This is a genomic window from Streptomyces sp. NPDC046985 (assembly GCF_040644415.1).
Classification (GTDB): Bacteria; Actinomycetota; Actinomycetes; order Streptomycetales; family Streptomycetaceae; genus Streptomyces.
The window spans coordinates 117,663-141,983 of the sequence record NZ_JBEYWK010000018.1 but is presented as its reverse complement, the minus strand read 5'-3'; the positions used below and the strand labels follow the sequence as shown (position 1 = coordinate 141,983).

General features: G+C 73.2%; 22 protein-coding genes. 12 read left to right on the top strand and 10 right to left on the bottom strand.

Annotation, left to right across the window (positions count from 1 at the left end; translation table 11 throughout):
* Positions 1 to 90: 90 nt before the first annotated feature.
* Positions 91 to 1,773, bottom strand: a complete 1,683-nt coding sequence (gene dacB, locus ABZ861_RS23400; protein ID WP_361633140.1) for a D-alanyl-D-alanine carboxypeptidase/D-alanyl-D-alanine-endopeptidase — start codon at positions 1,771 to 1,773, stop codon at positions 91 to 93.
* A 79-nt stretch (positions 1,774 to 1,852) separates the two neighbouring features.
* Here dacB and ABZ861_RS23395 point away from each other — a divergent pair, with 79 nt between their 5' ends.
* Positions 1,853 to 2,344: an inorganic diphosphatase gene (locus tag ABZ861_RS23395; protein WP_361633209.1), complete on the top strand. Its 492-nt coding sequence runs from the start codon at positions 1,853 to 1,855 to the stop codon at positions 2,342 to 2,344.
* Between the two features lie 121 nt (positions 2,345 to 2,465).
* Complete coding sequence (locus tag ABZ861_RS23390; RefSeq protein ID WP_361633138.1) at positions 2,466 to 4,244, top strand: threonine/serine exporter family protein; 1,779 nt, start codon at positions 2,466 to 2,468, stop codon at positions 4,242 to 4,244.
* A 16-nt stretch (positions 4,245 to 4,260) separates the two neighbouring features.
* On the opposite strand, the gene ABZ861_RS23385 is transcribed toward ABZ861_RS23390, so the two are convergent.
* A complete protein-coding gene (locus ABZ861_RS23385) occupies positions 4,261 to 5,457 on the bottom strand; it encodes a VTT domain-containing protein (protein ID WP_361633136.1) in 1,197 nt (398 codons plus the stop codon).
* Between the two features lie 150 nt (positions 5,458 to 5,607).
* Here ABZ861_RS23385 and ABZ861_RS23380 point away from each other — a divergent pair, with 150 nt between their 5' ends.
* Positions 5,608 to 5,973: a YbjQ family protein gene (locus ABZ861_RS23380; protein ID WP_361633134.1), complete on the top strand. Its 366-nt coding sequence runs from the start codon at positions 5,608 to 5,610 to the stop codon at positions 5,971 to 5,973.
* A gap of 27 nt (positions 5,974 to 6,000) precedes the next feature.
* Here the strand turns inward: ABZ861_RS23380 and ABZ861_RS23375 are convergent, their stop codons facing one another.
* Positions 6,001 to 6,765: a MerR family transcriptional regulator gene (locus ABZ861_RS23375; RefSeq protein ID WP_361633132.1), complete on the bottom strand. Its 765-nt coding sequence runs from the start codon at positions 6,763 to 6,765 to the stop codon at positions 6,001 to 6,003.
* Positions 6,766 to 7,069: 304 nt separating this feature from the next.
* Here ABZ861_RS23375 and ABZ861_RS23370 point away from each other — a divergent pair, with 304 nt between their 5' ends.
* Positions 7,070 to 8,362: an ion channel protein gene (locus ABZ861_RS23370; RefSeq protein ID WP_361633130.1), complete on the top strand. Its 1,293-nt coding sequence runs from the start codon at positions 7,070 to 7,072 to the stop codon at positions 8,360 to 8,362.
* A 588-nt stretch (positions 8,363 to 8,950) separates the two neighbouring features.
* Here the strand turns inward: ABZ861_RS23370 and ABZ861_RS23365 are convergent.
* From ABZ861_RS23365 to ABZ861_RS23355, 3 genes are all read right to left on the bottom strand, one after another.
* Positions 8,951 to 9,502: a DinB family protein gene (locus tag ABZ861_RS23365; RefSeq protein ID WP_361633128.1), complete on the bottom strand. Its 552-nt coding sequence runs from the start codon at positions 9,500 to 9,502 to the stop codon at positions 8,951 to 8,953.
* A gap of 249 nt (positions 9,503 to 9,751) precedes the next feature.
* Positions 9,752 to 11,212: an aldehyde dehydrogenase family protein gene (locus tag ABZ861_RS23360; RefSeq protein ID WP_361633126.1), complete on the bottom strand. Its 1,461-nt coding sequence runs from the start codon at positions 11,210 to 11,212 to the stop codon at positions 9,752 to 9,754.
* A 99-nt stretch (positions 11,213 to 11,311) separates the two neighbouring features.
* Complete coding sequence (locus ABZ861_RS23355) at positions 11,312 to 12,136, bottom strand: helix-turn-helix transcriptional regulator (protein WP_361633206.1); 825 nt, start codon at positions 12,134 to 12,136, stop codon at positions 11,312 to 11,314.
* 347 nt (positions 12,137 to 12,483) lie between these two features.
* Here ABZ861_RS23355 and ABZ861_RS23350 point away from each other — a divergent pair, with 347 nt between their 5' ends.
* Positions 12,484 to 13,068: an ATP-binding protein gene (locus ABZ861_RS23350; RefSeq protein WP_361633124.1), complete on the top strand. Its 585-nt coding sequence runs from the start codon at positions 12,484 to 12,486 to the stop codon at positions 13,066 to 13,068.
* A 100-nt stretch (positions 13,069 to 13,168) separates the two neighbouring features.
* On the opposite strand, the gene ABZ861_RS23345 is transcribed toward ABZ861_RS23350, so the two are convergent.
* A complete protein-coding gene (locus ABZ861_RS23345) occupies positions 13,169 to 13,438 on the bottom strand; it encodes a DUF397 domain-containing protein (RefSeq protein ID WP_361633122.1) in 270 nt (89 codons plus the stop codon).
* Between the two features lie 435 nt (positions 13,439 to 13,873).
* Between ABZ861_RS23345 and ABZ861_RS23340 the strand changes: the two genes are divergently transcribed.
* Complete coding sequence (locus ABZ861_RS23340; protein ID WP_361633120.1) at positions 13,874 to 14,422, top strand: hypothetical protein; 549 nt, start codon at positions 13,874 to 13,876, stop codon at positions 14,420 to 14,422.
* Positions 14,423 to 14,514: 92 nt separating this feature from the next.
* Entirely contained in the window at positions 14,515 to 15,063 is a 549-nt protein-coding gene (locus tag ABZ861_RS23335; RefSeq protein ID WP_361633118.1) for a DUF4232 domain-containing protein, read from the top strand.
* Positions 15,064 to 15,485: 422 nt separating this feature from the next.
* On the opposite strand, the gene ABZ861_RS23330 is transcribed toward ABZ861_RS23335, so the two are convergent.
* Complete coding sequence (locus ABZ861_RS23330; RefSeq protein WP_361633116.1) at positions 15,486 to 16,613, bottom strand: DUF2786 domain-containing protein; 1,128 nt, start codon at positions 16,611 to 16,613, stop codon at positions 15,486 to 15,488.
* 137 nt (positions 16,614 to 16,750) lie between these two features.
* Here ABZ861_RS23330 and ABZ861_RS23325 point away from each other — a divergent pair, with 137 nt between their 5' ends.
* The 4 genes from ABZ861_RS23325 to ABZ861_RS23310 all read left to right on the top strand — a co-directional run bounded on the left by ABZ861_RS23325 (position 16,751) and on the right by ABZ861_RS23310 (position 21,318).
* Positions 16,751 to 17,560, top strand: a complete 810-nt coding sequence (locus ABZ861_RS23325) for a Clp protease N-terminal domain-containing protein (RefSeq protein WP_361633114.1) — start codon at positions 16,751 to 16,753, stop codon at positions 17,558 to 17,560.
* Between the two features lie 170 nt (positions 17,561 to 17,730).
* Positions 17,731 to 19,476, top strand: a complete 1,746-nt coding sequence (locus tag ABZ861_RS23320) for a bifunctional 3'-5' exonuclease/DNA polymerase (RefSeq protein ID WP_361633112.1) — start codon at positions 17,731 to 17,733, stop codon at positions 19,474 to 19,476.
* A 290-nt stretch (positions 19,477 to 19,766) separates the two neighbouring features.
* Positions 19,767 to 20,771, top strand: a complete 1,005-nt coding sequence (locus ABZ861_RS23315; protein ID WP_361633110.1) for a helix-turn-helix domain-containing protein — start codon at positions 19,767 to 19,769, stop codon at positions 20,769 to 20,771.
* Between the two features lie 157 nt (positions 20,772 to 20,928).
* Positions 20,929 to 21,318, top strand: a complete 390-nt coding sequence (locus tag ABZ861_RS23310) for a hypothetical protein (protein ID WP_361633108.1) — start codon at positions 20,929 to 20,931, stop codon at positions 21,316 to 21,318.
* 178 nt (positions 21,319 to 21,496) lie between these two features.
* On the opposite strand, the gene ABZ861_RS23305 is transcribed toward ABZ861_RS23310, so the two are convergent.
* Positions 21,497 to 22,474 carry a hypothetical protein gene (locus tag ABZ861_RS23305; RefSeq protein ID WP_361633106.1) on the bottom strand — a complete coding sequence of 326 codons (978 nt, stop codon included), beginning with the start codon at positions 22,472 to 22,474 and terminating at the stop codon, positions 21,497 to 21,499.
* Positions 22,475 to 22,536: 62 nt separating this feature from the next.
* Here ABZ861_RS23305 and ABZ861_RS23300 point away from each other — a divergent pair, with 62 nt between their 5' ends.
* Positions 22,537 to 23,211 (top strand): helix-turn-helix domain-containing protein, encoded by a 675-nt coding sequence (locus tag ABZ861_RS23300; protein ID WP_361633104.1) that lies wholly within the window; start codon positions 22,537 to 22,539, stop codon positions 23,209 to 23,211.
* Positions 23,212 to 23,384: 173 nt separating this feature from the next.
* Here the strand turns inward: ABZ861_RS23300 and ABZ861_RS23295 are convergent, their stop codons facing one another.
* Positions 23,385 to 24,302: a chlorophyllase gene (locus ABZ861_RS23295; RefSeq protein WP_361633102.1), complete on the bottom strand. Its 918-nt coding sequence runs from the start codon at positions 24,300 to 24,302 to the stop codon at positions 23,385 to 23,387.
* Positions 24,303 to 24,321: the final 19 nt, after the last annotated feature.

The window sequence follows — 24,321 nt, the reverse complement described above, 5'->3', positions numbered from 1 at the left end:
GGCGTAGACCAGCGGGCCTGAACGACACAGGCGTAGACGACCGCGCCCAGACGACACAGGGCCTGGCGGACAGGGCTTGGCGGACAGGGCCTAACCGCATCCGCAGGCCGCCAGCGCCGTGGCCGCCTTGTCCAGGGCCGACTGGGCGGCGCCGGGAGCCGGTGCGCCCTCGGTCAGGAAGGCGAAGGCCAGCAGACGGCCGTCGCGGTCCACGGCGGTGCCCGCGAGGGCGTTCACGCCGGTGAGGGTGCCGGTCTTGGCCCGGACGATCCCGGCCGCGCCGTCGTGCGCGTAGCGGTCGGCCAGCGTGCCCGTGAAGGCGGCCACCGGAAGGCCGGTGAGGACCGGGCGCAGCTCCGGGTGAGCGGGCTCGGCGGCCTCGTGCAGCAGGGCGGTCAGCAGGCCGGGCGTGAGCCGGTCGGCGCGGTCCAGGCCGCTGCCGTCGTGGAACGCGGCGCCGGCCAGGGGCAGTCCGAGCTTGGCGAGGCGGGCGCCAATCGCTCGCGCGCCCCCGGCGAAGTCGGTCCGCTCGCCGGTGGCGGCGGCCGTCTGCCGGGCCAGGGCCTCGGCGATGTCGTTGTCGCTGTTGGTGAGCATGCGCTCGACCACGGCGGACAGCGGGGGCGATGCGACGGTCGCGAGGGTCTGCGCGCGGGCGGCCGCCTTGCCGGGAACGGGGTCGGCGGTGTGGACGCCGCGGGCGGCCAGGAAGCGGCCGAAGGCGCGGGCGGCCTCGGCCGCCGGGTCGGCCGCGCGCGGGGCCGGTCCGCCGACGGAGCCGTCGGACCGGCCCTCGTCGGCCGTCAGGGCGGTCACCCGGGCCAGGTTGTCGTTGACGCCGATGGGATGGAGGTCGGGGCCCGCGTACAGGCTGGTGTCGTAGGACAGGGTCACCCGGGTCAGTCCGCGCCGGGCGAGGGCGGCCGCCGTGCGGTCGGCGAGGGTGCGCAGCCCGGCCCAGCCCTGTGCGTCCCGGCGCGCGGTGAGGGTCGGGTCGCCGCCGCCGACCAGGACGACCTCCCGGCCGCCGGGCGCCAGGGCGGCGCGGGTGGTGAAGCGGTGGTCGGGGCCGAGGGCGGACAGGGCGGCGACCGCGGTGGCGATCTTGGTCGTGGAGGCGGGCGTGAAGCCGTCGCCGGCGCCCTGGCCGTAGAGGCGCCGGCCGGTGGCGGCGTCGACGACCACGGCGGAGCGGCGGGCGCCGAGGGCGGGGTCCTTGAGCAGCGGGTCGAGGACCGAGGCGAGGGAGGGACCCCCGGCGGCCGGTCGCACCGAAGCGCCGCCGCCGACCGCCGCCAGCACCGGCGCGGCGCTGGGCGCGGCGCCGCCCCCGTCCGGGCCGTCGCCGGAACCGGAACCGGAACCGGAACCGGAATCCGACCCGGCCCCGGAATCGGACGGGTCGGACGCGTCGGACGCGTCGGACGGGTCGGAAAAGGAGGCGGGCGCGCGGCCGCCGCGGCCGTGATCTGCGCCACCCGCGCGCTCCATGGCGCCGGCCCGGTCCCGCTCGGCCGTACGCTGACCCGTGGAGTCCCAGGGACCGGCGGCGGCGACCGCGCCGGCGGCCAGCGCCAGCCCGGCCGCCGCGGCGCCCGCGGTGTACTGCCAGGTCCTCGGCCCGCCCGGTCGCGGCCGGGCGGCGGCCGTGAGCCGCACGACGCGCGGCGCCGCGGACCGCACGACCCGTCCGAGGCGGTCTCGCGCGGGCCGCGCCAGGCGTGCCAGACGCGGCCTCGCGGCCCGCCAGCCCCTCAGCTCCGGCACGACCACCAGCCCCTTTCGCGATCAGTCACCTGCGTGAGGGACACTTAATCACCAGAACTGTGTGCTGATCATGGAGGAACCACCGGTGGAGTTCGACGTCACGATCGAGATTCCGAAGGGTTCGCGGAACAAGTACGAGGTGGACCACGAGACCGGTCGAATCCGCTTGGACCGCCGACTCTTCACCTCGACCAGCTACCCGGCCGACTACGGCTTCGTCGAGAACACCCTCGGCGAGGACGGCGATCCGCTGGACGCGCTGGTCATCCTGGACGAGCCGACCTTCCCCGGCTGTCTCATCAAGTGCCGCGCCATCGGCATGTTCCGGATGACGGACGAGGCCGGCGGCGACGACAAGCTGCTGTGCGTGCCGGCGTCCGACCCGCGGGTGGAGCACCTGCGCGACATTCACCACGTGTCGGAGTTCGACCGCCTGGAGATCCAGCACTTCTTCGAGGTCTACAAGGACCTGGAGCCCGGCAAGTCCGTCGAGGGCGCCGACTGGGTCGGCCGCACCGACGCGGAGGCCGAGATCGAGCGGTCCGTCAAGCGCTTCCAGGAGCACGGCGGCCACTGACCGCACCGGCGCCAAAGGGCCGCGTCCCTCCCTCCGGGAGGACGCGGCCCTTTGGCGTACGGGTGGGTACACCTGCGCATACTGAGATCTACGGAAAGGCATGTTCAGGGAGCGTTGCGCAGTGACGGATACGGAGGACCGCAAAGCGCGGTCGGACGCGGCGCGAAGCGCCTTCAGCCCTCCGGCGGACTCCTCGATGACGCAGACGACTCAGGTGATCCCGGTGCTCAGGGCGGCGCCGGTGAGGGCGAGGGCCGGGGCCGGGGCCGGGGCCGTCGAGAGCGAGTCGTCCACGACGTCGGAGTTCGCCCTCCCCCGGGGGCTGGCCGCGCCCCTGGTCGGCGGCGAGTCGGAGACGACCTCGGAGTTCGCCCTCCCGGACGGTCTGGCCGTCCCCGAGCCGGTGAGCGCGGCGTCGGAGGGCTCGGCGTTCAGCACCCCCAGCGCCTACACCGCCCGGCAGGCGCTCGCCGCCTTCACCCCGCCCGGCGGCAGCCCGGTGGTCAGCCTCACCAAGGACGTGCCCTGGCAGGACCGGATGCGCACCATGCTGCGCATGCCGGTGGCCGAGCGCCCGGCCCTGGAGGCGGCGCCGAAGGCGGACGAGAGCGGTCCGGCCGTCCCGCGCGTGCTCGACCTGACGCTGCGCATCGGCGAGCTGCTGCTCGCGGGCGGCGAGGGCGCCGAGGACGTGGAGACGGCGATGTTCGCGGTCTGCCGCTCCTACGGCCTGGACCGCTGCGAGCCGAACGTCACCTTCACCCTGCTGTCGATCTCCTATCAGCCCTCGCTGGTGGACGACCCGATGTCGGCGACCCGCGTGGTGCGCCGCCGCGGCACCGACTACACCCGGCTGTCGGCGGTCTTCCGGCTCGTCGACGACCTGAGCGACCCCGAGTCCACGGTCTCGCTGGAGGACGCGTACCGGCGGCTCGCGGAGATCCGCCGCAACCGGCACCCCTACCCCGGCTGGGCGCTGACCTGCGCGGCCGGGCTGCTGGCGGGCGTGGCCTCGCTGCTCGTCGGCGGCGGTCCGCTGGTCTTCCTGGCGGCCGCGGTGGGCGCGATGCTCGGCGACCGGCTGGCCTGGCTGTGCGCGGGGCGCGGGCTGCCGGAGTTCTACCAGTTCACGGTCGCGGCGATGCCGCCGGCCGCGATCGGCGTGGCCCTCACCGCGGCGGGCGTCGAGGTGCAGGCGGCCGCGGTCATCACTGGTGGGCTGTTCGCGCTGCTGCCGGGGCGGGCGCTGGTGGCCGGGGTGCAGGACGGCCTGACCGGCTTCTACATCACCGCCTCCGCGCGCCTGCTGGAGGTCATGTACTTCTTCGTCGGCATCGTCACCGGCGTGCTGGTCATCCTGTATTTCGGCGTGAAGCTGGGCGTCCCGCTCGACCCGGACACGACGCTGGTCGGCAGCGGCCGCCCGGTGGTGCAGATCGTCGCCTCGATGCTGGTGTCGCTGACCTTCGCGGTCATGCTCCAGCAGGAGCGGTCCACCGTGCTGTGGGTGACCCTGAACGGCGGCGTCGCCTGGGTGGTGTACGGCGCGATGCACTACGTGGCGGACATCTCCCCGGTGGCGTCCACGGCGGTCGCCGCCGGTCTGGTGGGCCTGTTCGGGCAATTGCTCTCGCGCTACCAGTTCGCCTCCGCGCTGCCGTTCACGACCGCCGCGATCGGCCCGCTGCTGCCGGGCTCGGCGACCTACTTCGGCCTGCTGTCGATCGCGCAGAACAACATCGACAAGGGGCTGGTGTCGCTGGCCAAGGCGGTGTCGCTCGCCATGGCCATCGCCATCGGAGTGAACCTGGGCTCGGAGATCTCCCGGCTGTTCCTGCGGCTGCCCGGGGCCGGCAGCGCGGCCGGCCGCCGCGCCGCCAAGCGCACCAGGGGCTTCTGACCCGCGGCGCCCGCGCTCAGGGAGCGTCGCGGTAGCCGCCGCCGTGGTCCGGGTACCGCGGCGGCCGCTCCTGCCCGCCCTGCCGGTCGTCGTGCGGCTGCTGCGGGTACGGGGCGCCGTAGTACGGATCCTGGGGCTGGGGCGCCGGAGGGTACGGCCGCTGCGCCTGGGGAGCGCCCTGGTGCTGGTACGGGCTGGCGTACGGCGCCGCGTACGGGTCCTGACCGCCCTGATGCTGGCCTTGGCCGCTCTGGTACGGACCCTGGCCGCCTTGGTAGTGGTCTTGGCCACCCTGGTAGTGGTCTTGGCCGCCCTGATAGTGGTCCTGACCGCCCTGATACGGGTTCTGGTCTCGGCGCTGGTCCTGGCCCGAGCCGTGCCCGTAGTCGTAGCCGTAGTCGTAGGGCTGCGGCTGCGGCTGCTGCCGCGCGGGCTGCTGCTGCGGGTGGGGGCGGTGGGGCGTCTCGACGCGTCGCAGGCGGGTGGTGGCGTCGTCCATCGCGGGCTGCTGGTACGGCTGCTGCTGCCCGTACGCCTCCGGGTACTGCTGGCCGTACGCCTCCTGGGGCGGGGCGGCGGGCGCCGGCGCCTTCTTCGCCTTGGCGCGGGCCCGGAGGAACTCGATGGCGACCGGCACGACCGAGACGAGGACGATCAGGATCAGGATCGCCTCGATGTTGTTTCGCACGAAGGCGTGGCCGCCGAGCCAGGAGCCGAGCAGGGTGACGCCCGCGCCCCACAGCACGCCGCCGATCACGTTGAAGGTCAGGAACGAGCGGTACCGCATGCCGCTGACGCCCGCGACGATCGGCGTGAACGTGCGCACCACGGGCACGAAGCGGGCCAGGACCAGGGACTTCGGGCCGTACTTCTCGAAGAACTCGTGCGCCTTGACGACGTTCTCCTGCTTGAACAGGCGGGAGTCGGGCCGGTTGAACAGCGACGGGCCGACCTTCCTGCCGAACATGAAGCCCGCCTGGTCGCCGAGGATCGCGGCGACGCAGATCAGGAGGATCGCGGCCCACAGCGGGAAGTGCATCTGGTGCGACGTGATCAGCAGGCCGCAGGTGAACAGCAGGGAGTCGCCCGGCAGGAAGAAGCCGATGAGCAGACCGGACTCGGCGAAGACGACGAGGAGCAGCCCCCATATGCCGAAGCGGTCCAGCAGGTAGTTCGGATCGAGCAGGCTCGGGCCGAGGGCGAGCGTCATCACGATTCCGGGCTCCCGAGAGGTGAGGGGGACGACGGCGGACCGGCCGCCTCCGCGGTGCTGCCGCCAAGCTATCAACGGTTGGTGTACGCCCCCGGTTCCTCTGCGCCGGAGGGATGCGCCCGGGGCGGCGAGGGTCCAGTCTTGTCCTCCATGAGCATCGAGGACTTCGGCGGCGGCCAGACCGCCCACACGGACGTGCTGGTCGTGACGACGAACGACGTGCCCGGCCATCGCGTCGAACAGGTCATCGGGGAGGTGTTCGGGCTGACGGTGCGGTCCCGGCACCTGGGCAGCCAGATCGGCGCCGGTCTGAAGTCGATGATCGGCGGCGAGCTGAAGGGGCTGACCAAGACCCTGGTGCAGACCCGCAACCAGGCCATGGAGCGGCTCGTCGAGCAGGCACGCGCGCGGGGCGCCAACGCGGTGCTCGCCTTCCGCTTCGACGTGACCGAGACGGCGGACATCGGCACGGAGGTGTGCGCGTACGGCACCGCGGTGGTCCTGGCCCGGGAGTGACCCTCCTCGCCCCCGGGCCGGGACCGGTCAGGCGGCGGCGTGCCGGTCCGCGTTGGCGAGGATCGCCGCCTTCAGGTGCTCGGCGACGCCCGGCCGCAGGGCTTCGTAGAACGCCTTGAAGCGGTCGTCGGCGACGTACATCTCGGCGAGACCCCGGTGCATTTCATGCGAACACGCGTAGAACCACCGGGAGATGTGCTCGCGGTGCTCCTCGGCGAGGTCCATCGCGGCCTCGCCGGCGGGCGGCTCGCCGGCCGCCGCCAGGGCGGCGTAGCGCGCGCCCCAGTCGCCGGCCTCGGCCTGGAGCCGCGTCCAGTCCTCCTTGGTGTAGCGGGCGGTGCGCCGCCGCGACTCGGTGTATGCCTCCGAGCCGCCCCAGCGCTGCTCCGCCTCCTCGGCGTGCCGCGCCGGATCGGCGTCCCCGAAGACCTCGAACCGTTCCTCGGGCGTGAGGTTGATGCCCATTCTGCGTGCCTCCATGGCCTGCTCCACGGCCGCGGCCATCTTCCGCAGCTTCTCGATCCGGGCGGTCAGCAACTCGTGCTGCCGGCGCAGGTGCGCGCGCGGATCCGCGTCCGGGTCGTCGAGCAGCGCCGCGACCTCCTCCAGCGGAAAGCCCAGCTCCCGGTAGAACAGGATCCGCTGAAGCCGGTCGAGATCGGCGTCGCCGTAGCGCCGGTGGCCCGCGTGGCTGCGGTCGCCCGGGACGAGCAGGCCGATCTCGTCGTAGTGGTGCAGGGTGCGCACCGTCACTCCGGCGTAGCCGGCGACCTCTCCCACCGAATAGCCCACTTCCGCTCCTTCCTCGGTACGCGCTCCACGGTGGCCCCTCACGCGGCGTGAGGCGCAAGTCCGGGGCGCGTCCGCGTTCCCCAGAGGCGAGCCGTCTGGACTCCGGCGCGTCCGCCGCGGGCGCCGGACGGGTCCTGGCGCGGGGTGCGAGGGCGCGGGGTGCGAGACCCGCACGGCCTGCGTACGCCGCCTCCCCGTGCGCCCCGCTCGGCCTGCGCGCCCCTTTCACGCCCGTAACGCCCCACGATGACCCATACGATGCACTTTGATCGCTTCCTCCCATACACCCCTTTATCGTGAGCCCGTGGCCCAGGACACCGAAGCGCAGGCAGCCGCCGCCCCGGCGGAACCGTCCGCGCCGGCCCGCGCCCTGCTGCCGCTCATCCTGCCCGCGCTCGTCGTCGGCGTCGCCAGCAGTCTGCTCTTCCTGCTGGTCAGCGGCCTGGCCGAACATCTTCAGGGCCTGCTGTGGGAGAACGCGCCGGACGCGCTGGGCGTGGGCCGGTATTCCGTCCTGTGGGTGCTGGTCATGCTCACCGTCACCGGAGTCCTGGTCGGCCTGGTGGTGTGGAAGGCGCCGGGGCACGCCGGTCCCGACCCGGCCACGCTGGGGCTCGCCGCCGCGCCGATCGCGCCGCGCGCCCTGCCGGGACTGCTGGCGGCGGCCATGCTGATGCTGGCGGGCGGTCCGAGTCTGGGCCCGGAGAACCCGATCATCATCGTGAACGTTGCGCTGGCGTACTGGCTCGGCCGCAGACTGCTGCCCCGGCTGCCGGGAGCGCTGTGGCCGGCGCTGGCCGACGCGGCGACGATCGGCGCCCTGTTCGGCACCGCGGTGGCCGCCGCGCTGGTGGTCTCCGAGTCGCTGGCCGGGCGTCCGGCGCGGGGCGCGCTGTGGGACAACCTGTTCGCGCCGCTGGCGGCCGGGGCCGCCGGGGCCATGACGACCAGCCTGCTCGCCCACCCCTCCTTCGACCTGGGCCTGCCTCCCTTCGGCCAGCCGCACTGGGGCGACCTGGCGCTCGCGCTGGCCATCGCCTCGGCGACCGCCTTGTTCGGCCTCGCCGTGGTCGCCGCCTTCCCCTTCGTCCACCGGGTCTTCGCCCGGCTCGGGCACCCGATGATCGCGCTGCCGGTCGGCGGACTGGTCCTGGGTCTGCTGGGGGTGCTGGGCGGCCGTCTGACGCTGTTCAAGGGGCTGTCGGAGGTCGCGGAGCTGGCGCGGGACCCCGGCGGCTGGAGCGCGGGGCAGTTCGCGACGATGGCCGCGGTGAAGGCGGCGGCGCTGCTCGTCGCCGCGTCCTGCGGCTTCCGCGGCGGGCGCATCTTCCCGTCCGTCTTCATCGGCGCCGCGCTCGGGCTGGCCGGCCACGCCCTGGTCCCCTCGGCGCCTCCCGGGCTCGCCGTGGCGGCGGGCGTGCTCGGCATGCTGCTGGCCGTCACCCGGCAGGGCTGGGTCAGCCTGTTCACCGCCGCCGTCCTGGTCGGCTCCCCCGCGATCCTTACCCTGCTGTGCGCCGCCTCGCTGCCGGCCTGGCTGCTGGTGACCGGCAAGCCGCAGATGCAGCTACGACCGGACGGCACAGCCGTACGATGACACGCCGCTTCGGCGCCGCGCGGCCTCGACGCCCGCCGCGGTCGGCGCCGCGCGGGACCGGGCGCCGCACGGGGCCGGGCGCCGCACGGGGCCGGGCGCCGCACGGGGCCGGGCGCCGCGCTGGGCCGCTCCCGAGACAGGCCGCGCGCCGACGGCCACGGCCCGGGGGTGGCCCCGAGCAGGCGGCGGCCCCGACCAGGCGGCCAGGCGGCCAGCCGACCGGTGCCCCTCGCCCCGGCGGACGGGCGGGCGGTGCCCCTCGCCCCCGGCGAACGGCCGTGCCTCTCGCCCCGGCGAACAGTCGCGCAGCACCCCTCACCCCCGGCGGACGGCCGGGCGGGAAACGCTCCCCCGGGCAACGCCGTCGGCCCGGCGGCCGGCCGGTGCCCCTCGCCTCGGCGCACGACCGGGCGGCGCCCCTCGCCCCCGGCGCATGGCCGAGTGGGGAACGCTCCCCCGGTCACCGCCGGGCAACGCCGTCGGCCCGGAGGCAGGTCAGCCGGTGCCTCTTGCCCCGGCGGATAGTCGCGCAGCACCCCTCGCCCCGGCCGGGCGGCCGGGCGGCCGGGCTGGGAACGCTCCCCCCGGCTACGACGGGGGCGCCGCCGCCTTCTCCAGGCCCACCAGTTCGAACGCCGTCTTCCCGTCCAGCGACTCGCGGATGACGTCGGCGTGGCCCGCGTGCCGGGCGGTCTCCCGGATCAGGTGCAGGCAGAGCCAGCGCACGGAGACGCGCTCGTCGGGCGGGAACCACGGGGCGTCCGGCAGCGGGAAGGCGTCGTCCAGGCTGGGCACGGAGCGCACGTACGCCTCCGTCCGCCCGGCGACCTCCTCCCAGCGCGCGAGCTGCCCGGCGACGGTCTCGTCGTCGACCAGCCGGAAGGACTCGTGCCAATTCGACTGGTCGCGCTGGACCTTCGGCGGCGCCTGCTGGGCCAGGGCGACCCAGTACTCCTCGATCTCGGCGACGTGCTTGAGCAGGCCGCCCAGCGACAGCTCGCTCGCGCTCGGGAGGCTGCGGGCCTGCTCCTCGGTCAGTCCGAGCAGGGCCCGCCGGATCCCGCCGCGCTGCTCCTCCAGGAACGCCAGCAGCGCACCGCGCTCGTCGCCCCGCTCCTCGGCTCGCACATGCGTGGCCATGACCGTCCGCCTTTCGTCGCGTGCACCGGTTTCCGTCCGGCATTTCAGACGCTACGGGTCATATAGGCCAGTCGCCGTCCTGCACGACGCCGGACACGCGGCGCGGCGCAGAACAGGCCGGGGCGCGCTGTCCCGGAAGCCGCCCGCCGATCCGGCGCGACGCGTCGGACCCGGCCTCGCGGCGCGTCTTACCCGGCCTCGCGGCACGTCAGGCCCGGCCCGGTGGTGTGACCGGAAAGGCTCACGGCGCTAGAACGGGAACGCGCTCCGGCCGTGCTGGACGGAGATCCACTTGATCGTGGTGAAGGCGTCCACCGTCGCCTCGCCGTTGAGGCGGCCGAGGCCCGAGTGCTTCTCGCCGCCGAAGGGCACCAGCGGCTCGTCGTGCACGGTGCCGTCGTTCACGTGGAACATGCCCGTGTCGATCCGCCGGGCGAAGGCGACGCCGCGCTCGACGTCCGCCGTGTGCACCGCGCCGCCGAGGCCGTAGGGGGTGTCGTTGACGATCCGGACCGCCTCCTCCTCGCCGTCGAAGGGGATGAGGAAGGCCACCGGGCCGAAGACCTCCTGGCGCAGCAGGGCGGAGTCGGCGGGCAGGTCCGTCAGGACGGACGGCGAGAGCAGGGTGCCGGAGGCCTCGCCGCGCAGCAGGGCCCTCGCGCCCTCGGCCACCGCCTGCTCGACGACGCCGGTGAGCGCGCTCGCCTGCGCGCAGTTGATCACCGGGCCGATCACCGTCTGCGGGTCGCGCGGGTCGCCGACCTTCAGCGAACGCACCTTGGCGACGAACTTCTCGGTGAACTCCTCGGCGACCGAGCGGTCCACCAGCACGCGGTTGGCCGCCATGCAGACCTGGCCCTGGTGGACGTACCGGCTGAAGACGGCCGCGTCGACCGCGTAGTCCACGTCGGCGTCGTCCAGCACCACGAGCGCGCTGTTGCCGCCCATTTCGAGCACCACGCGCTTGAAGTGCGCGGCGCAGACGGTGGCCACGTGCCGGCCCACCGCGTCGGATCCGGCGAAGGAGATGACCTTGGGGACCGGGTGCTCGATGAAGGCGTCGCCTATCTCGGCGATGTCCGTGACGACGACGTTGAGCAGGCCGCCGGGCAGTCCGGCGTCCTCGAAGACCTTCGCGACCAGGGCGCCGCCGGCGATCGGGGTGTTCTGGTGCGGCTTGAGCACCACGCCGTTGCCGAGCGCGAGGGCCGGGGCGACCGACTTGACCGACAGCAGGAAGGGGAAGTTGAACGGGCTGATCACGCCCACGACGCCGACCGGGACGCGGTAGAGGCGGTTCTCCTTGCCCTCGGCGGGCGAGGGCAGGATCGTCTCCTCGGGGCGCAGCGCCAACTGGGCCGACGCGCGCAGGAACTCCTTGACGAGGTGGAGTTCGAACCCGGCCTTGAGGCGGGTGCCGCCCAGCTCGGCGACGAGCACCTCGGTGATCTCCGCCTCCCGCTCCTCGACCAGGCGCAGCGCCTTCTCCAGGATCGCGCGGCGCGCGTGGGGGGTGGTCTCGGCCCACTGCTTCTGGGCGCGGGCGGCCGCCCGGTAGGCGAGGTCCACCTCGTCGGCCGTGGCGATAGTGATCGAGGCCAGCTTCTCGTCGTCGTAGGGGTTGAAGTCGATGATGTCCCAGGAGCCGCTGCCCGGACGCCACTCACCGTCGATGTACTGCTGGGCCAGGTCGGTGAAGCAGGACGACATGTGATTCCTCGAATCCCAGGACTCCGTTGACTGATCAACCGTCATGGTACTTGCGCACTATGGCCGTTGGTCGATGTCCGGGAGATCGCGGACGGCCGCCTACACGAGCTGGAGCAGCCCGTGCAGCAGGTCGCGGCTCGCGTCCTGGCCGGGGCTGTCGTGCTGGAGCTCGTCGAGCGCCTTCGCGTACTGGGCGACGTCCTCGGGCTTGTCCAGGTACAGGGCGCTGGTGAGCTGTTCCAGGTAGACCACGTCCGACAGGTCGGAGTCGGGGAAGCTGAGAATCGTGAAGGCGCCGGACTCGCCCGCGTGCCCGCCGAAGCCGAACGGCATGACCTGGAGCCGCACGTTGGGCCGCTCGGACGCCTCGATCAGGTGCTCGAGCTGGCCGCGCATCACCGCGCGGTCGCCGTAGGGACGGCGCAGGGCGGCCTCGTCCAGCACGATGTGCAGCTCCGGCGCGCTCTCGGCGACCAGGTGCTTCTGCCGCTCCAGGCGCAGCGCCACCCGCCGTTCGACGTCGGCCGCGCTCGCGCCGCGCATGCCGCGCCGGACCACCGCTCGGGCGTACTCCTCGGTCTGGAGCAGTCCGTGCACGAACTGGACCTCGTAGACGCGGATCGCCGCCGCCGCGCCCTCCAGCCCCACGTAGGTGGGAAACCAGCTCGGCAGGACGTCCGAGTAGCTGTGCCACCAGCCCGCGACGTTCGCCTCCCTGGCGAGTGAGAGGAGCGAGCTGCGCTCCGCCTCGTCCGTGATGCCGTACAGCGTCAACAGGTCTTCCACGTCTCGCGTCTTGAAGCTCACCCGGCCCAGCTCCATCCGGCTGATCTTCGACTCGGAGGCGCGGATCGAGTAGCCCGCCGCCTCCCGTGTGATCCCCCGCGCTTCCCGCAGCCGCCTGAGTTGCGAGCCGAGCAGCATGCGCCGCACCACCGATCCTGGCTCTCCCGCGCTCACGTTCGCCAGCCTCCCCAGCCGTCCTCAGGGCCGCAGTCTGCCACTAAATCACTTCTCGCAGTACTCGCGCGATTACAGAGACGGAAAATGATCGAGGAAAAAGGCGCCAGACGGCAAGAAGACGACAAGTGACTGGCGAGAAGGCGGCGGAAAAAATGGCCTGTAAGCAGTACGGGGGCGCTCAATTCGGTCACGTGCACGTGCATCTGCCCTTGCATCTGCTGTGAGCTTCCGAAACCATGGTGTCGCGCCATCGCTGTTCGCACCGACCACTGCATAGCAACGACCGCGAATTCCCGGGAGTGCCTCGCATGGGGATACCTGGATCGACCATGCTCCAGCCGTTACGGCAGGGCCTTCCGCCGCTGGACCCGGCGGCCGTGTCGGACGCCGCCTCCTGCGCCCTGCCCGCCCGCTACGAAGCCGTGCGCGACGCGCGGCGGTTCACCCGCGGCACGCTCGACCAGTGGGAACTGGCCGACCGCTTCGACGACGTCTGCCTGGTGGTCTCCGAACTCGTCACCAACGCCCTGCGGCACGCGCTCCCGGCGCCGCCGCCCGCGGCGTGCGAGCAGGGTCCGCCGGTCGACGCGTGCGAGCAGGGGCCGTCGGCCGCCGCGTGCGAGCAGAGTCCGTCGGCCGCCGCACAGGGCGCCGCGGTCCGGCTCCATCTCATGCGCTGGACGGAGCGGCTGGTGTGCGCGGTGCGCGATCCCAGCCAGGACAGTCCGGCTCCCCGGGACGCGGACGACGACTTCTCCGCCGAGTCGGGCCGCGGCCTGTGCCTGGTCGACTCCTTCAGCGACGGCTGGGGCTGGCACCCGCTGACCGGCGCGCTGGGCGGCAAGGTCGTCTGGGCGCTGTTCAGGCTGCGCCCCCACCAGCCGCACGCGTGAGGGACCGCGGCGCTTCCGTGCGCCGCGGCTCTACGCGCGTCACCGCGGCCGCGCGCACAGCCTGCCCGGCACGAGCCACGCCCCCGCGGCCGCGCCCGCGTCAGCTCGCTATCAGGTGGTCGAACTCGCCGTCCTTGATGCCGAGCAGCATCGCCTCGATCTCCGCGCGCGTGTAGACGAGCGCCGGGCCGTCGGGGAACCGCGAGTTGCGCACGGCCACCTCCCCGCCCGGAAGCCGCGCGAACTCCACGCAAGACCCCTGCGAGTTGCTGTGCCGGCTCTTCTGCCAGGCCGCGTCGTGCAGCAGCGTGGCCTCCATGCCGTTGTACACGTCGTACTCTCCGTACACGCCCTCAACGTCGTGGTCCACAAGTCGCTCCCCGGAGGTGCACTGGCTGGTGCGGCCATTGATGCATCGGTCAACTGGTCCGGATCATAGCTCTGGTTCATGCGCACATGCATGAGCAGATGCACGTGCACGAGGAGTGGTTCGGCGGTTACAGCAGTCGTCGCGCTGGCACGTGCTGAACGAAGGTGCACCGGCGCATGCCCTGCTTGGCGCGAGACATTCCCCCGACGGCGCCCACAGGAAGAAGACGCGCAGGGCGGCTGAAATGTTCCGGGGGAAACGAGCGGGCGTGGGGCGGCGGCCGCCGGGAAGAGCAGCGGGCGCCGGGCGGGGCGAACGGGGATGCCGGGCGAGGGGACCGCCGGGACGAGCGGCAGGCGCTGGGGCGCCTGGTAGCTTGCTGCGGTCGTACGGCCGCGGGACGGTCGGCCGGTTCCGCGGCGGGAGGGCGCAGTGATGACGACAGTGGCCACGACGGGCAGCACGTCGAGGGCGAGAGGTCTGACGGGGGCGGCGCGGATCGCGGTCCCCGCGCTGCTCGGAGCGCTCGCGCTGACCGCCTGCGACGGCGGGGGCGGGAACGGGCACGGCGGCGGCGCCTCGGCGTCCGCCCCGAGCACGGCCCCCGGCGGCGGCGCGAGCGACAGTGGCGCCGGCGGGAGCGACGGCGGGGGCAGCGGGAGCCCGAGCGCCGAGGCCGGCGGCCTGGACGGGAGCTGGCTCGCCACCAGCGGCGGCCGGGCCGTGGTGCTGATCGTGACCGGCGGCAAGGCCGCCCTGTTCTCCACCGACCGCACCACGTGCACCGGCGCCGCGCACAAGGAGGCGGGGAAGGCCGTGATCCGGCTCGGCTCGTGCAAGGGCCGCTCCGTGGGCACGGTGGAATCGGTCAACAAGACCACGCTCCGGGTTACCTGGAAGGGTGATCCCGGCAAGGAGACGTACACGCGGTCGACGGGCGGCGCGCTGCCGTCCGGGCTGCCCACGCCGAGTCTCGGCTCCTGACGGCCACGGCGGGCCGGGGCGGGGCGGGCGACCGCGCCGTCCGCTCGTACGTGATGATCGTCGAGCATCGTCACGACCCAAGGAATCAGCACATGCGCGCCTTTCCGATCACCGTCACCGCCCTCGCCGCGGCCCTCCTGCTCACCGCCTGCGACAGCGGCGGCAGCTCCGGCAGCGGCTCCGACGACACCGGGAGCAAGAACACCGACCGCACCGACCGCACCGCCTGCGCGGTCAGCGGCGTCGCCCTTCAGGTGGGCCCCGTCAGCGCGGCGCCCTCCGCCGGCGACACCGGCGACGTCCCGCTCACCCTCACCAACCGGGGCGCCCGCTGCACGCTCCAGGGCTTCCCGGGCGCCACGCTGTCCTCCGGCAGCGGCTCGGCGACCGTCGCGGCGGACCACACCGGCACTCCGCAGAAGCTCACCCTCGCCAAGGGCGACACGGCGACCTTCACCCTCACCTACACGCGGGGCAAGGAGGGCGACGCGAAGAGCATCGCGGCGACCTCGCTGAAGGTCGGCCTGCCCGGGGCGGCGCACTCCACCCGGAGCTTCCCCTGGTCCTACGGGCCGGTGCAGACGAAGAGCGCCGGCGCCGCGGACGCGTCGGTGACGGCCTTCCAGCAGGCCGGGGACTGACGAGCGCGGGGGCGGCTCTGACCGCGCGAGCGGGGGATTCGCCCCGCGGAGGCGGTGGCGCGCGCGGGACGGTCCTGTCTGCGGAGACGGTCGCGCGCGGGTGCGGTCTCCTCCGCGCGGCTGGGGTCCCGTCCGCGCGGAGGCAGTCGCGCGCGGGTGGGGTCCCATCCGCGGGTGCGGTCCCGTCCGCGCGGGTGCGGTCCCGTCCGCGCGGGTGCGGTCCCGTCCGCGCGGGTGGGGTTCGCCCCACAGGTGCGGTGGCGCGCGCGGTGCGGCGCCGTCCGGGAGACGGACGGCACCGGCCCGAGCGGCACCGCGCCCGAGCGGCGCCGCACCCGCGCGGCGCCGATCCGAGCGGCGCCGCTCCCAGCGGCGTGGCGCCCGACCGGCGTCGCACCCGAACAGCGCCGCGTCCGACCGGCTCAGTTCAGCCGTTGGCGGGAGCGCACCTGGGCGCGGTCCGCCGCGCGCTCTCCCTCCGTCCAGCCCGCCGCGTCGCTCACGCCGCGCAGGCGGGTGGTGGTCGTCTCGGGGAAGAGGACGTCCAGCCGGTCGGCGACGGCGAGGTCCCGGCTCGCCAGGACCGGGAGCAGGTCCTCGGTCACCTGGGTCTCGGCGGCGGCTGCGAGACGGCTGCCGATCCGGTGGGCGTAGGAGGCGAGAAAGGACTGCCGGAACGTCTTGGTCCGCTTGCGCCCGCTCGCCCTCTGCGCCGCCTCCGCCGCGGTCATGGCGGTGGTGGCCTGGACGAGGAGCGAGGTGTACAGCAGCTCGACCGCCTCCAGCTCGGCTTCGAAGCCGACCACGGTGGAGAAGCAGAGGGAGTCGTTCCACACGGCCCGGCAGTGGTTGGCGGTGGCGACGGCGTCCAGCAGCACGGCCTTGGCCTGCTCGTACGGCGGCTCCACCCCGATCCGGCAGGCGCCGGGCGCGTCGGGAGACGGGGCGCGGGCGGCGAGCAGCGCCTCGTCGACGCTGTGCCGGGCCATCAGCTCCTGGGCCTTCGCGCTCAGCGCCTCCGCCTCCAGCGGGTACCCGGTCGCCTCCGCCTTGGCGAGCAGCGCGCGGATCTTGCCGAGCACGCGGGACTCGCCGCGCGGCGCCGGACCGGCCGGGGCCGCGGGGCCGTCCAGGGGTTCGAGCGCGGGCAGCCGCAGCAGCACGCGGTACAGCTCCAGCACCGCGCCGGCACGCGAGAAGCGGTCGGTGCGGGGCGGTTCGGCGCGGGTCAGCTCCTCGATTTGGGCGGCCCATCGCGGGCCGCGCGGGCGGTCGCTGGGCACCTGTGCGCGGATGAGCGCCGCCAGGAGCCGTATGTGGACCTCCTCCAGCTCCCGGCGCACGATCCGCGCCAGGTCGGCGGGCTGCCAGCCGCGCTGCCACGCCGTCGCCACGAAGTCCTCTCCCCGGCGAGCGAGTTCCGCGTCCGCGTCGGGGTCGGACGCGAGCAGGGAGGCGCCCGCGTCGAGGGCGTCGTCGGCGGCGGCGTAGAGGGCGGCAGCGAAGGCGCGGTCGACGGCGCCGGCGGTACCGGTACGGGAGGTGCTCACCGTTCGATCGTGCCATGAACGCCTGCATCGCCGTCCACACCCTGTGGACAACCGTCCGGCACGCAGGCGACGCCGCAAGGGCGGCCCATTGTCAACTCAGGGTTGACGCCTTCCGACTGTCAACCTACGGTTGACACATGACGCAGCCCACCGCGAAGTCGACCATCCGTCTCGACGACCTGATCACGACCATCAAGACGGTTCACCAGGAACCTCTTGAGCAGCTTCAGGACGCCGTCCTCGCCGCCGAGCACCTCGGCGAGGTGGCGGACCACCTCATCGGACACTTCGTCGACCAGGCCCGGCGCTCGGGCGCCTCCTGGACCGAGATCGGCGCGAGCATGGGCGTCACCCGGCAGGCAGCCCAGAAGCGCTTCGTCCCCAAGGAGTCCGCCGATCTGGACCCCAGCCCGGGCTTCGGCCGGTACACCCCACGCGCGCGGAACGCCGTCATGGCGGCGCACGACGCGGCCGTGGCCGCCAAGAGCGGCGAAGGAACGCCCGCGCACCTGGCCCTCGGCCTCCTCGCCGAGCCGCAGGGGCTCGCCGTGAAAGCCGTCGAGCACCAGGGGATCTCGGCGGACGCCGTCCGGGAGGCCGCCACCGCCGCCCTGCCCCCGGCCTCCGCCGACGCCCCGGAACTCGTCCCCTACGGCCCCGCCGCCAAGAAGGCCCTGGAACTCACCTTGCGCGAGGCCCTGCGCCTCGGCCACAACTACATCGGCACCGAGCACATCCTGTTGGCCCTGCTGGAGCTGGAGAACGGCGAGGGCGTCCTGAGCGGCCTCGGCCTCAGCAAGGCGGCCACCGAGCAGTACGTGGTGACGACCCTGGCGAAGTTCCTCAAGGACAGCCGGCAGACGGCGCAAGGGCAGGAGGACGAAGGGCAGGGACAGGCAGGGCAGGGAGGGGATGCGGAGGGGCCGGCCGCGGACGGGTCCGCCTGACGTCGCCACTACGACCTCGCCACCGCCGGTCACGCTGCCCCCTGGGCGTGCCGTTCACGCCCCTCGCCTCAGCCGCCGCACCCCCACACCGAGCGGCGCCGAATCCCCCGCAGCCAGCCGCAAACCCGCAGGCCAAGCCCGTTGTCAGTGCCCCTTGCGACACTCGTGGCATGACGGACCGCTGGGCGCTCGCTCCGGCCGAGGACGGCGGCGCGGAGGTCGCCTCCCTCGGCCCGGACGGGCTGCCCTCGGGCCCGGTGCTCCGGGAGAGAGACCTCGTCGAGGCCGTCCGCGACAGGCCCGGCGTCACGCGATGGGTGTGGCGCTCCACCGCCGAGGTGTATCCGCGTCTGCTCGCCGCGGGGGTGCGGGTGCGGCGGTGCTACGACGTCGAGGCCGCCGAGACGCTGCTGCTGGGCCATGAGGGACGGCACGGCGAGCCCCGTTCGGCGGCCGCCGCCCTGGCCCGGCTGCACGGCGACCCGGTCCCGCCGGACCCGCCGCAGCGCTCCGCCGCACCGGGAGCGCAGTCCGCCCTCTTCGAACCGCACGGGGCACGCCTGCCGCTGGCGGACCTGCTCGCGGTCTACGCCGAGCAGCAGCGACGGCACGAGCGCACGGCGCACCCCGACCGCATGCGCCTGCTGACCGCCGCCGAGTCGGCGGGCATGCTCGTGGCCGCCGAGATGAACCGCGCGGGACTGCCCTGGAGCGCGGACGTGCACCGCCGGACGCTGCGCGAACTGCTCGGCGAGCGGTACGCGGGCGGCGGGGAGCCGCGCCGTCTGGCCGAGCTGGCCGACGAGGTGTCCGCCGCCTTCGGCCACCGGGTGCGGCCCGACCTGCCCGCCGACGTCGTCAGGGCGTTCGGCCGGGCCGGGATCAAGGTCAGCTCCACCCGGAGCAGGGAGCTGGAGTCCGTGGACCATCCGGCGGTGGAGCCGCTGCTCGCCTACAAGAAGCTGTACCGGATCTGGGTCGCCCACGGCTGGTCCTGGCTCCAGGACTGGGTGCGCGACGGGCGGTTCCGGCCCGAGTTCCTCGCGGGCGGCACCGTCACCGGCCGCTGGGTCACCAAAGGCGGGGGCGCGTTGCAGATCCCCAAGGTCATCCGGCGTGCCGTGGTCGCCGATCCGGGCTGGCGGCTGGTGGTCGCCGACGCCGACCAGATGGAGCCGCGGGTGCTGGCGGCCCTCTCCCGCGATCCCGGACTGATGGAGGTGGCGGGCCGGACCGACGACCTCTACCAGTCCGTCTCCGACCGCGCCTTCGCAGGCGACCGCGCCCAGGCCAAACTCGCCGTGCTCGGCGCGGTCTACGGCCAGACCTCCGGCGACGGCCTGAAGAACCTGGCCGCGCTCAGACGCCGCTTCCCCCGCGCGGTGGCCTATGTCGACGAGGCGGCGCGGGCCGGGGAGGAGGGCCGGCTCGTCCGCACCTGGCTGGGACGCACGTGCCCGCCCGCCACCGCCCCGGCCCAGGAGGCGGCAGAGGAGGCAGGCATCCCCCAGGGACTCGGGGACGAGGAGATCAATAGGACGGCTGAGGCGACCGAGGCCGCTGATGCGGACAGGGCGGCCGAGGCGGCCCACCGAGGCTGGCTGCCGGGGTACGCCTCCGGGAACTCCCGCGCCCGCGGCCGTTTCGCCCGTAACTTCGTCGTCCAGGGCAGCGCCGCCGACTGGGCCCTGCTGCTGCTCGCCGCACTGCGCCGGACCTGCGAGGACATGGCGGCCGAGCTGGTCTTCTTCCAGCACGACGAGGTGATCGTGCACTGTCCGGCGGAAGAGGCGGACACGATCGTCGAGGCCATAGACCGAGCGGCCGAACTGGCGAGCCGCCTCACCTTCGGCGAGAGCCCCGTACGCTTCCCGTTCACCACGGCCGTGGTGGAGTGCTACGCGGACGCGAAGTGACGACGGCTGCGGCGTAAGCCCTTTCAGACAATTTTGGCTCACGGCGCGGAATGCCCCTGGCGACTCCATTCACTCATTCACACCGTGCGCAATGTCAGGCGAACTCACGGCCGCACACATATCCTTCCAGCTCCGAGCCCATCCCATTACCGAACATTCATTCGTGTGTCCAGAAACTATCCCCGCGAGGGCTTACCTCGACCTGTCTCCGCCTAGACAGGCGCAGTTTGCGGCGACACGATCCCCTTCAAGGCGCTGTGCGCCGATCACTGGATCACGGGGGAAAAGACATGGCATACCGAGTTCACTTCACCGCTCTGGATTTAGCCCGGACCCGGGTGGCCGAAAACCCCACCATTCTCCCGGAGTTAGGACTGGCCGTCAGGACGCTGCAACAGCGCGGTCGCCACGTGCGGTTCGACTCCTGGCGGCGGTGCGCCGCCGCGAAGCTGAGCGCCCCGGCCCGCGCGGTGCTGGCGTTGATCCCACCCGTGGGCTGGTCCCCGACCTTCCTCATGCCTGACCTGCGAGGAGGTGCGGAAGAAGTACTGGAGCGCGTACGGGCGACACCCGCTCAGGTGATCGACGCCGAAATGGCGCGCCTCGCGCGGCATCAGCCCCTTCCCGGCTGGACCCGCCGCCTGGTCGACGACGCCGAGCTGCGCCATCACGTCCTGGACGCCGTGGCGGAGCTGCACGCCCTACTGATGGAACCCTACTGGGCGCGCCTGACACCCCAGTTCACCGCCGACCGCAGTCTGCGATATCGCCATTTCCTCACCGGAGGAACAGAGGGGCTGCTGCTTCAGGCCAATCCGCGCTGGATGACGTGGAAACCCCCGGTCCTGGAAATCCGTATGGCCAACGGCGTCGAATACGATCTGCACCTCCAAGGACAGGGAGTGCTGCTCGTTCCGTCGGCTTGGTTCGGACGCACCCTCGTCGACGACGCCACGGTGCCGCAGCCGACCGTCACTTACCCTCTCGACGGCACTGATCCCCTCGATCGCATCACCGCCCTGACCCCGCCCGCGGACAGGGCGGGTGCCCCGCGCCATGTGCACAGACTGCTCGGCCACACCCGCGCTCGGGTGCTCGACGCCGTCGCCGAACACCCGGGATGCAGCACTGCGGAACTCGCGGCGGCCGCCTCCATTTCCCCAGCCAGCGCAAGCGAACACGCCACGACCCTGCGCGAGGCCGGCCTCATCCGCACCGGGCGGCATCGCAACACGGCCGTGCACACCCCCACCCCTCTCGGCATCGCCCTGCTGAACCAGCCCGATCACACCTGACCGGCATCGGGCCGTCGCGAGGGACGGCGCGTGCTCCGCCGATTCGGTCTCACCCGAAACTGCTCAGGGGCCCCGACGTGCCGCTCCTACGGTGGGTGACGTCTCCGGTGACGCATACGGAGCGCACCGGACGAACCCCTTGGAAGGGGGAGGACCGATGAGGCACACAGACCGCCGCACCCGGCTCCGTCGCACCGCCCTGGTGGCGGGCGCCCTGCTCGCCATGGCCTCGACCGCCGGCACCGCCCAGGCCACCGCGCAGCAGGGTTCGGGCGCCCACGTCATGTCGGCACCGGCGAGCTGCCCGAAGTACTACTTCTGCGGCTACGCGGGGGCCAACTACTCGGACTTAGTCTTCAAGTTCACGGACTGCTACCTGCAGCCGATCTCGGCCAGGACCGGCGGGTCCTGGTACAACAACCAGTCATCCGGAACCAAGGCCAGGATGTACAACTCCGGTAAGCAGCTCGTCTACACGACCCCGGGCGCCCCCTACGGCGACTCCCACGGCGACTGGTCGGGCATCCGGTACATCGACGCCTGCTGATCCGCTGATCTGAGCCGAGCGGCGAGGGGCGGCCCCGCGGGGCCGCCCCTCATCCGGTGCGCCCGTTCACCGGTTCGTCGGCGGGAACTCCGTCAGGCGCCGCTCCCCGCGCCGCCTGACCGGGGTCGCCCTTTCACGGAGACCCCGTACCCCGCTCCCGGCTCGCCCGCCGGAGACGTCAGCGGGCGGGGATGGCCGCCGGGGCGCTCAGTTCGTCGATGAGCCGGCGGTAGGTCGCGAAGGCCGGTTTAGGCGTGTAGTCGTCGTGCAGGAGGCCGAAGCGGTGAAAGAGGCCGTCGGCGCCGCTGTCGGCGTCGCGCAGGGCGAAGAACGAGTAGCCGTCGACGTTCAGGTCGGCCGCGAGGGCGGACACGGTCCGGACGATGGTTTCGAGAACCGCGGCCTGTCGCTGCTCGGGGCGGTCGGGGCCGGTAGGCCATCCGTTCTCGCAGACACGGATCGCGACGGTGTCCGGGATGCCGGCCTTCGGCAGGTCGGTGCGCCGGAAGGCGGTGAGGACCGTGGTGACCGCCTCCGCCAGACGGTCGGGAGCGATGGGCCGGAAGACGTCGGGGAAGAAGTCCAGGCCGACGTAGTCCAGGCTGTCCAGGAAGCGCGCGTCGGCCGACGCGGCGAGCTTCGTCCAGAACGCGTCGGCCGGATCGAAGGTCGGCACGGCGTTGAAGCCGACCGCCACCGGGTGGCCCAGATCGCGGGCCTCCTGCTTGGCCGCGACGACTCCCTGGACGAGGGCGTCCACGACGTTGGGGATGCTGCCGTCGAGAACGGGGAGGTCGGCGTTCGGCTCCTCGCAGATCTGCACGGACGCCAGATGCGGTCCGTGCGTCCGGACGGCCTCGCGGACGAACTCCGGCCACCCGTCCAGTCGGCCGGACGGCTCGCGGAAGGGCAGTACGAGATCGAGCCTGCGTCCGCGCTCAAGGTAAGCCAGCGGGTCGGCGGGCGTGGGCGGCTCGGGCGGTGTCACGGAGGCGGCGAACGGGCGGTAGGCGCGGACCGTCAGCGTGGCCGCGCGTCCTTGCAGCGCGTCGAGTGCGCCGGTGATGCGGTCCGGCAGATCGGGCCGGGTCGGGTGGACGATCCCCTTGTCATCGCCCAGCAGCCCGCCCGGATAGATGCCGAAGGTAAGAACCACGGTCGCGCACCCCCCAAAATCTTGGTGTCACCACAATTTTGCGGCGACACTATCATTCGGGCGTGGGACTTCGAGAGACCAAGAAGCGGCAGACCCGCACAGCGATCGCCGACGCGGCGCTGGCGCTGTTCCTGGAGCACGGCTTCGACCAGGTCACGGTCGCCGACGTGGCACAGCACGCGGACGTGTCCACGAACACCGTGTTCAACTACTTCCCAGCCAAGGAGGACCTCTTCTTCGACCGCCAGTCCGAGGCCGAAGGGCGTCTCGCCACACTGGTGCGCGACCGGGCGCCCGGCGCCTGCCCGATCGAGGTCGTCCGCGACGACCTTCTGTCGGCCCTGCGCCAGAATGAGCCCATGCTCGGACTCCGCCCCGGCGCAATCCGGTTCTGGCAGGTCATCCACGACAGCCCCGCGCTGCGCGCACGCGAACGCGAGATCGGCGAACACGCCGAGGCCGCCCTGACCGCCGCCCTGGCCGAGCATCCGTCGGCCACCGCTCCGGCGCCCGGCGACGACCGCCAGCCGATGCCCGCCCTCCTCGCGGGCGCCGTCGCCGGGACGCACCGGGCGGCCGTGCGTGAGATCCGCCGGCGCATCATGTCCGGCGAGCCGACGGCCCGCGCGCGCGACGCGGTCGCCGCGGCGGCGGCCCAGGCATTCGACCGCCTGTGCCTCGGACTGCACGCGGAGACCGCCGACCAGACGCAAGCGGAGCGGCGGCTCCATCGGTAGCCCGGGGACCGGCAGCCCGTAAAGCGGCGGCTCCACCGGCAGCCCGTAAAGCGGCAGTTGCTCCGGCAGCACGTAGAGCGGCAGCTCCACCGGCAGCGACTGCCGGTGGAGCTGCCGCACAGGACCGGCTGGCTAGCAGCGCCTTGTCAGTTGGCGTCGCGGGCGGGGGGCGGTCACTTCGAGTCGAACCTCCCCAGCGGTTCACCGGCCGCGGTCAGGGCGCGGCGGGCGGCGGGCCACGCGTCGTCGAGGCCCACCGCGGTCCGCAGATACGCCAGGGTGGCGCGCTGGACGAGGGCGACGCGCTCGGGACTCTCGTCGGTGGTCCGCGTGTCGTAGGCGCCCTGGATGCCGCCGAGTCCGTGTTCCGCGCCGAACAGGGTCAGCAGGTCGGTGGCGCCTGGGCTCAGGCGGTAGCCGTCGGTGAACCAGTCCGGGCCGCGCACCGACAGCGCGGACTGGTCCCGGTCGCCCGCGACCACCAGGCTCGGCGTCTTCAGCTCGGCGAAGTCCGGGCTCATGAACGGGAAGTGCTCGGCGGCGAGCGGGCTCAGGTCGGCGCCGCCGGTCCCGGGCAGAGAGAGCAGCACGGCCGCTTTGACGCGGGGGTCGGCCATGCTCTCGCCGGGCGTGCCGTCGGCGTCGAGGACCCGTGCGCCCACGAGTGTGCTGACGGTCTGCGCGCCCCACGAGTGCCCGGCGACCGCGACGCGGTCGTGGTCGACGCGTCCGGCCAGCCCCGGCGCCTCGGCTTCGATGGCGTCGAGCCGGTCCAGGACGGCGGTCAGGTCGTCGACCCTGATCCGCCATATGCGCGGAGTGCGCGGGTCGTCGGGCGGCAGGCCCAGTGCGTCGAGATGGGTCGGCTGTACGACGACGAATCCGTGGGAGGCCCAGAAGTCGGCCAGGGGCGCGTAGTCGTCCATGGTCAGGGTCGCGCCGGACGAGAAGAGGACGACGGGCAGATCACGTCCGGTCGTCGGCGCCGTGACCCGTACGTGCAGGTCCTGGCCCCGACCGGGGACGGGGAGGACGACCGGCCTGACGGCGACGATCGGGGTGGCGGGGGTGTCCGCGGTGGTGTCGTACATGAGGTGAAGACCTCTCTGG

Excerpts from the sequence above, each read along its gene's own strand:
- ABZ861_RS23380 (WP_361633134.1), top strand. The coding sequence starts at position 5,608 with ATGAGCATCGAGGACTTCGGCGGCGGCCAGACCGCCCACACGGACGTG.
- ABZ861_RS23365 (WP_361633128.1), bottom strand. The coding sequence starts at position 9,502 with ATGGCCACGCATGTGCGAGCCGAGGAGCGGGGCGACGAGCGCGGTGCG.
- ABZ861_RS23360 (WP_361633126.1), bottom strand. The coding sequence starts at position 11,212 with ATGTCGTCCTGCTTCACCGACCTGGCCCAGCAGTACATCGACGGTGAG.
- ABZ861_RS23355 (WP_361633206.1), bottom strand. The coding sequence starts at position 12,136 with ATGCTGCTCGGCTCGCAACTCAGGCGGCTGCGGGAAGCGCGGGGGATC.
- ABZ861_RS23350 (WP_361633124.1), top strand. The coding sequence starts at position 12,484 with ATGGGGATACCTGGATCGACCATGCTCCAGCCGTTACGGCAGGGCCTT.
- ABZ861_RS23340 (WP_361633120.1), top strand. The coding sequence starts at position 13,874 with ATGACGACAGTGGCCACGACGGGCAGCACGTCGAGGGCGAGAGGTCTG.
- ABZ861_RS23335 (WP_361633118.1), top strand. The coding sequence starts at position 14,515 with ATGCGCGCCTTTCCGATCACCGTCACCGCCCTCGCCGCGGCCCTCCTG.
- ABZ861_RS23325 (WP_361633114.1), top strand. The coding sequence starts at position 16,751 with ATGACGCAGCCCACCGCGAAGTCGACCATCCGTCTCGACGACCTGATC.
- ABZ861_RS23320 (WP_361633112.1), top strand. The coding sequence starts at position 17,731 with ATGACGGACCGCTGGGCGCTCGCTCCGGCCGAGGACGGCGGCGCGGAG.
- ABZ861_RS23315 (WP_361633110.1), top strand. The coding sequence starts at position 19,767 with ATGGCATACCGAGTTCACTTCACCGCTCTGGATTTAGCCCGGACCCGG.
- ABZ861_RS23310 (WP_361633108.1), top strand. The coding sequence starts at position 20,929 with ATGAGGCACACAGACCGCCGCACCCGGCTCCGTCGCACCGCCCTGGTG.
- ABZ861_RS23295 (WP_361633102.1), bottom strand. The coding sequence starts at position 24,302 with ATGTACGACACCACCGCGGACACCCCCGCCACCCCGATCGTCGCCGTC.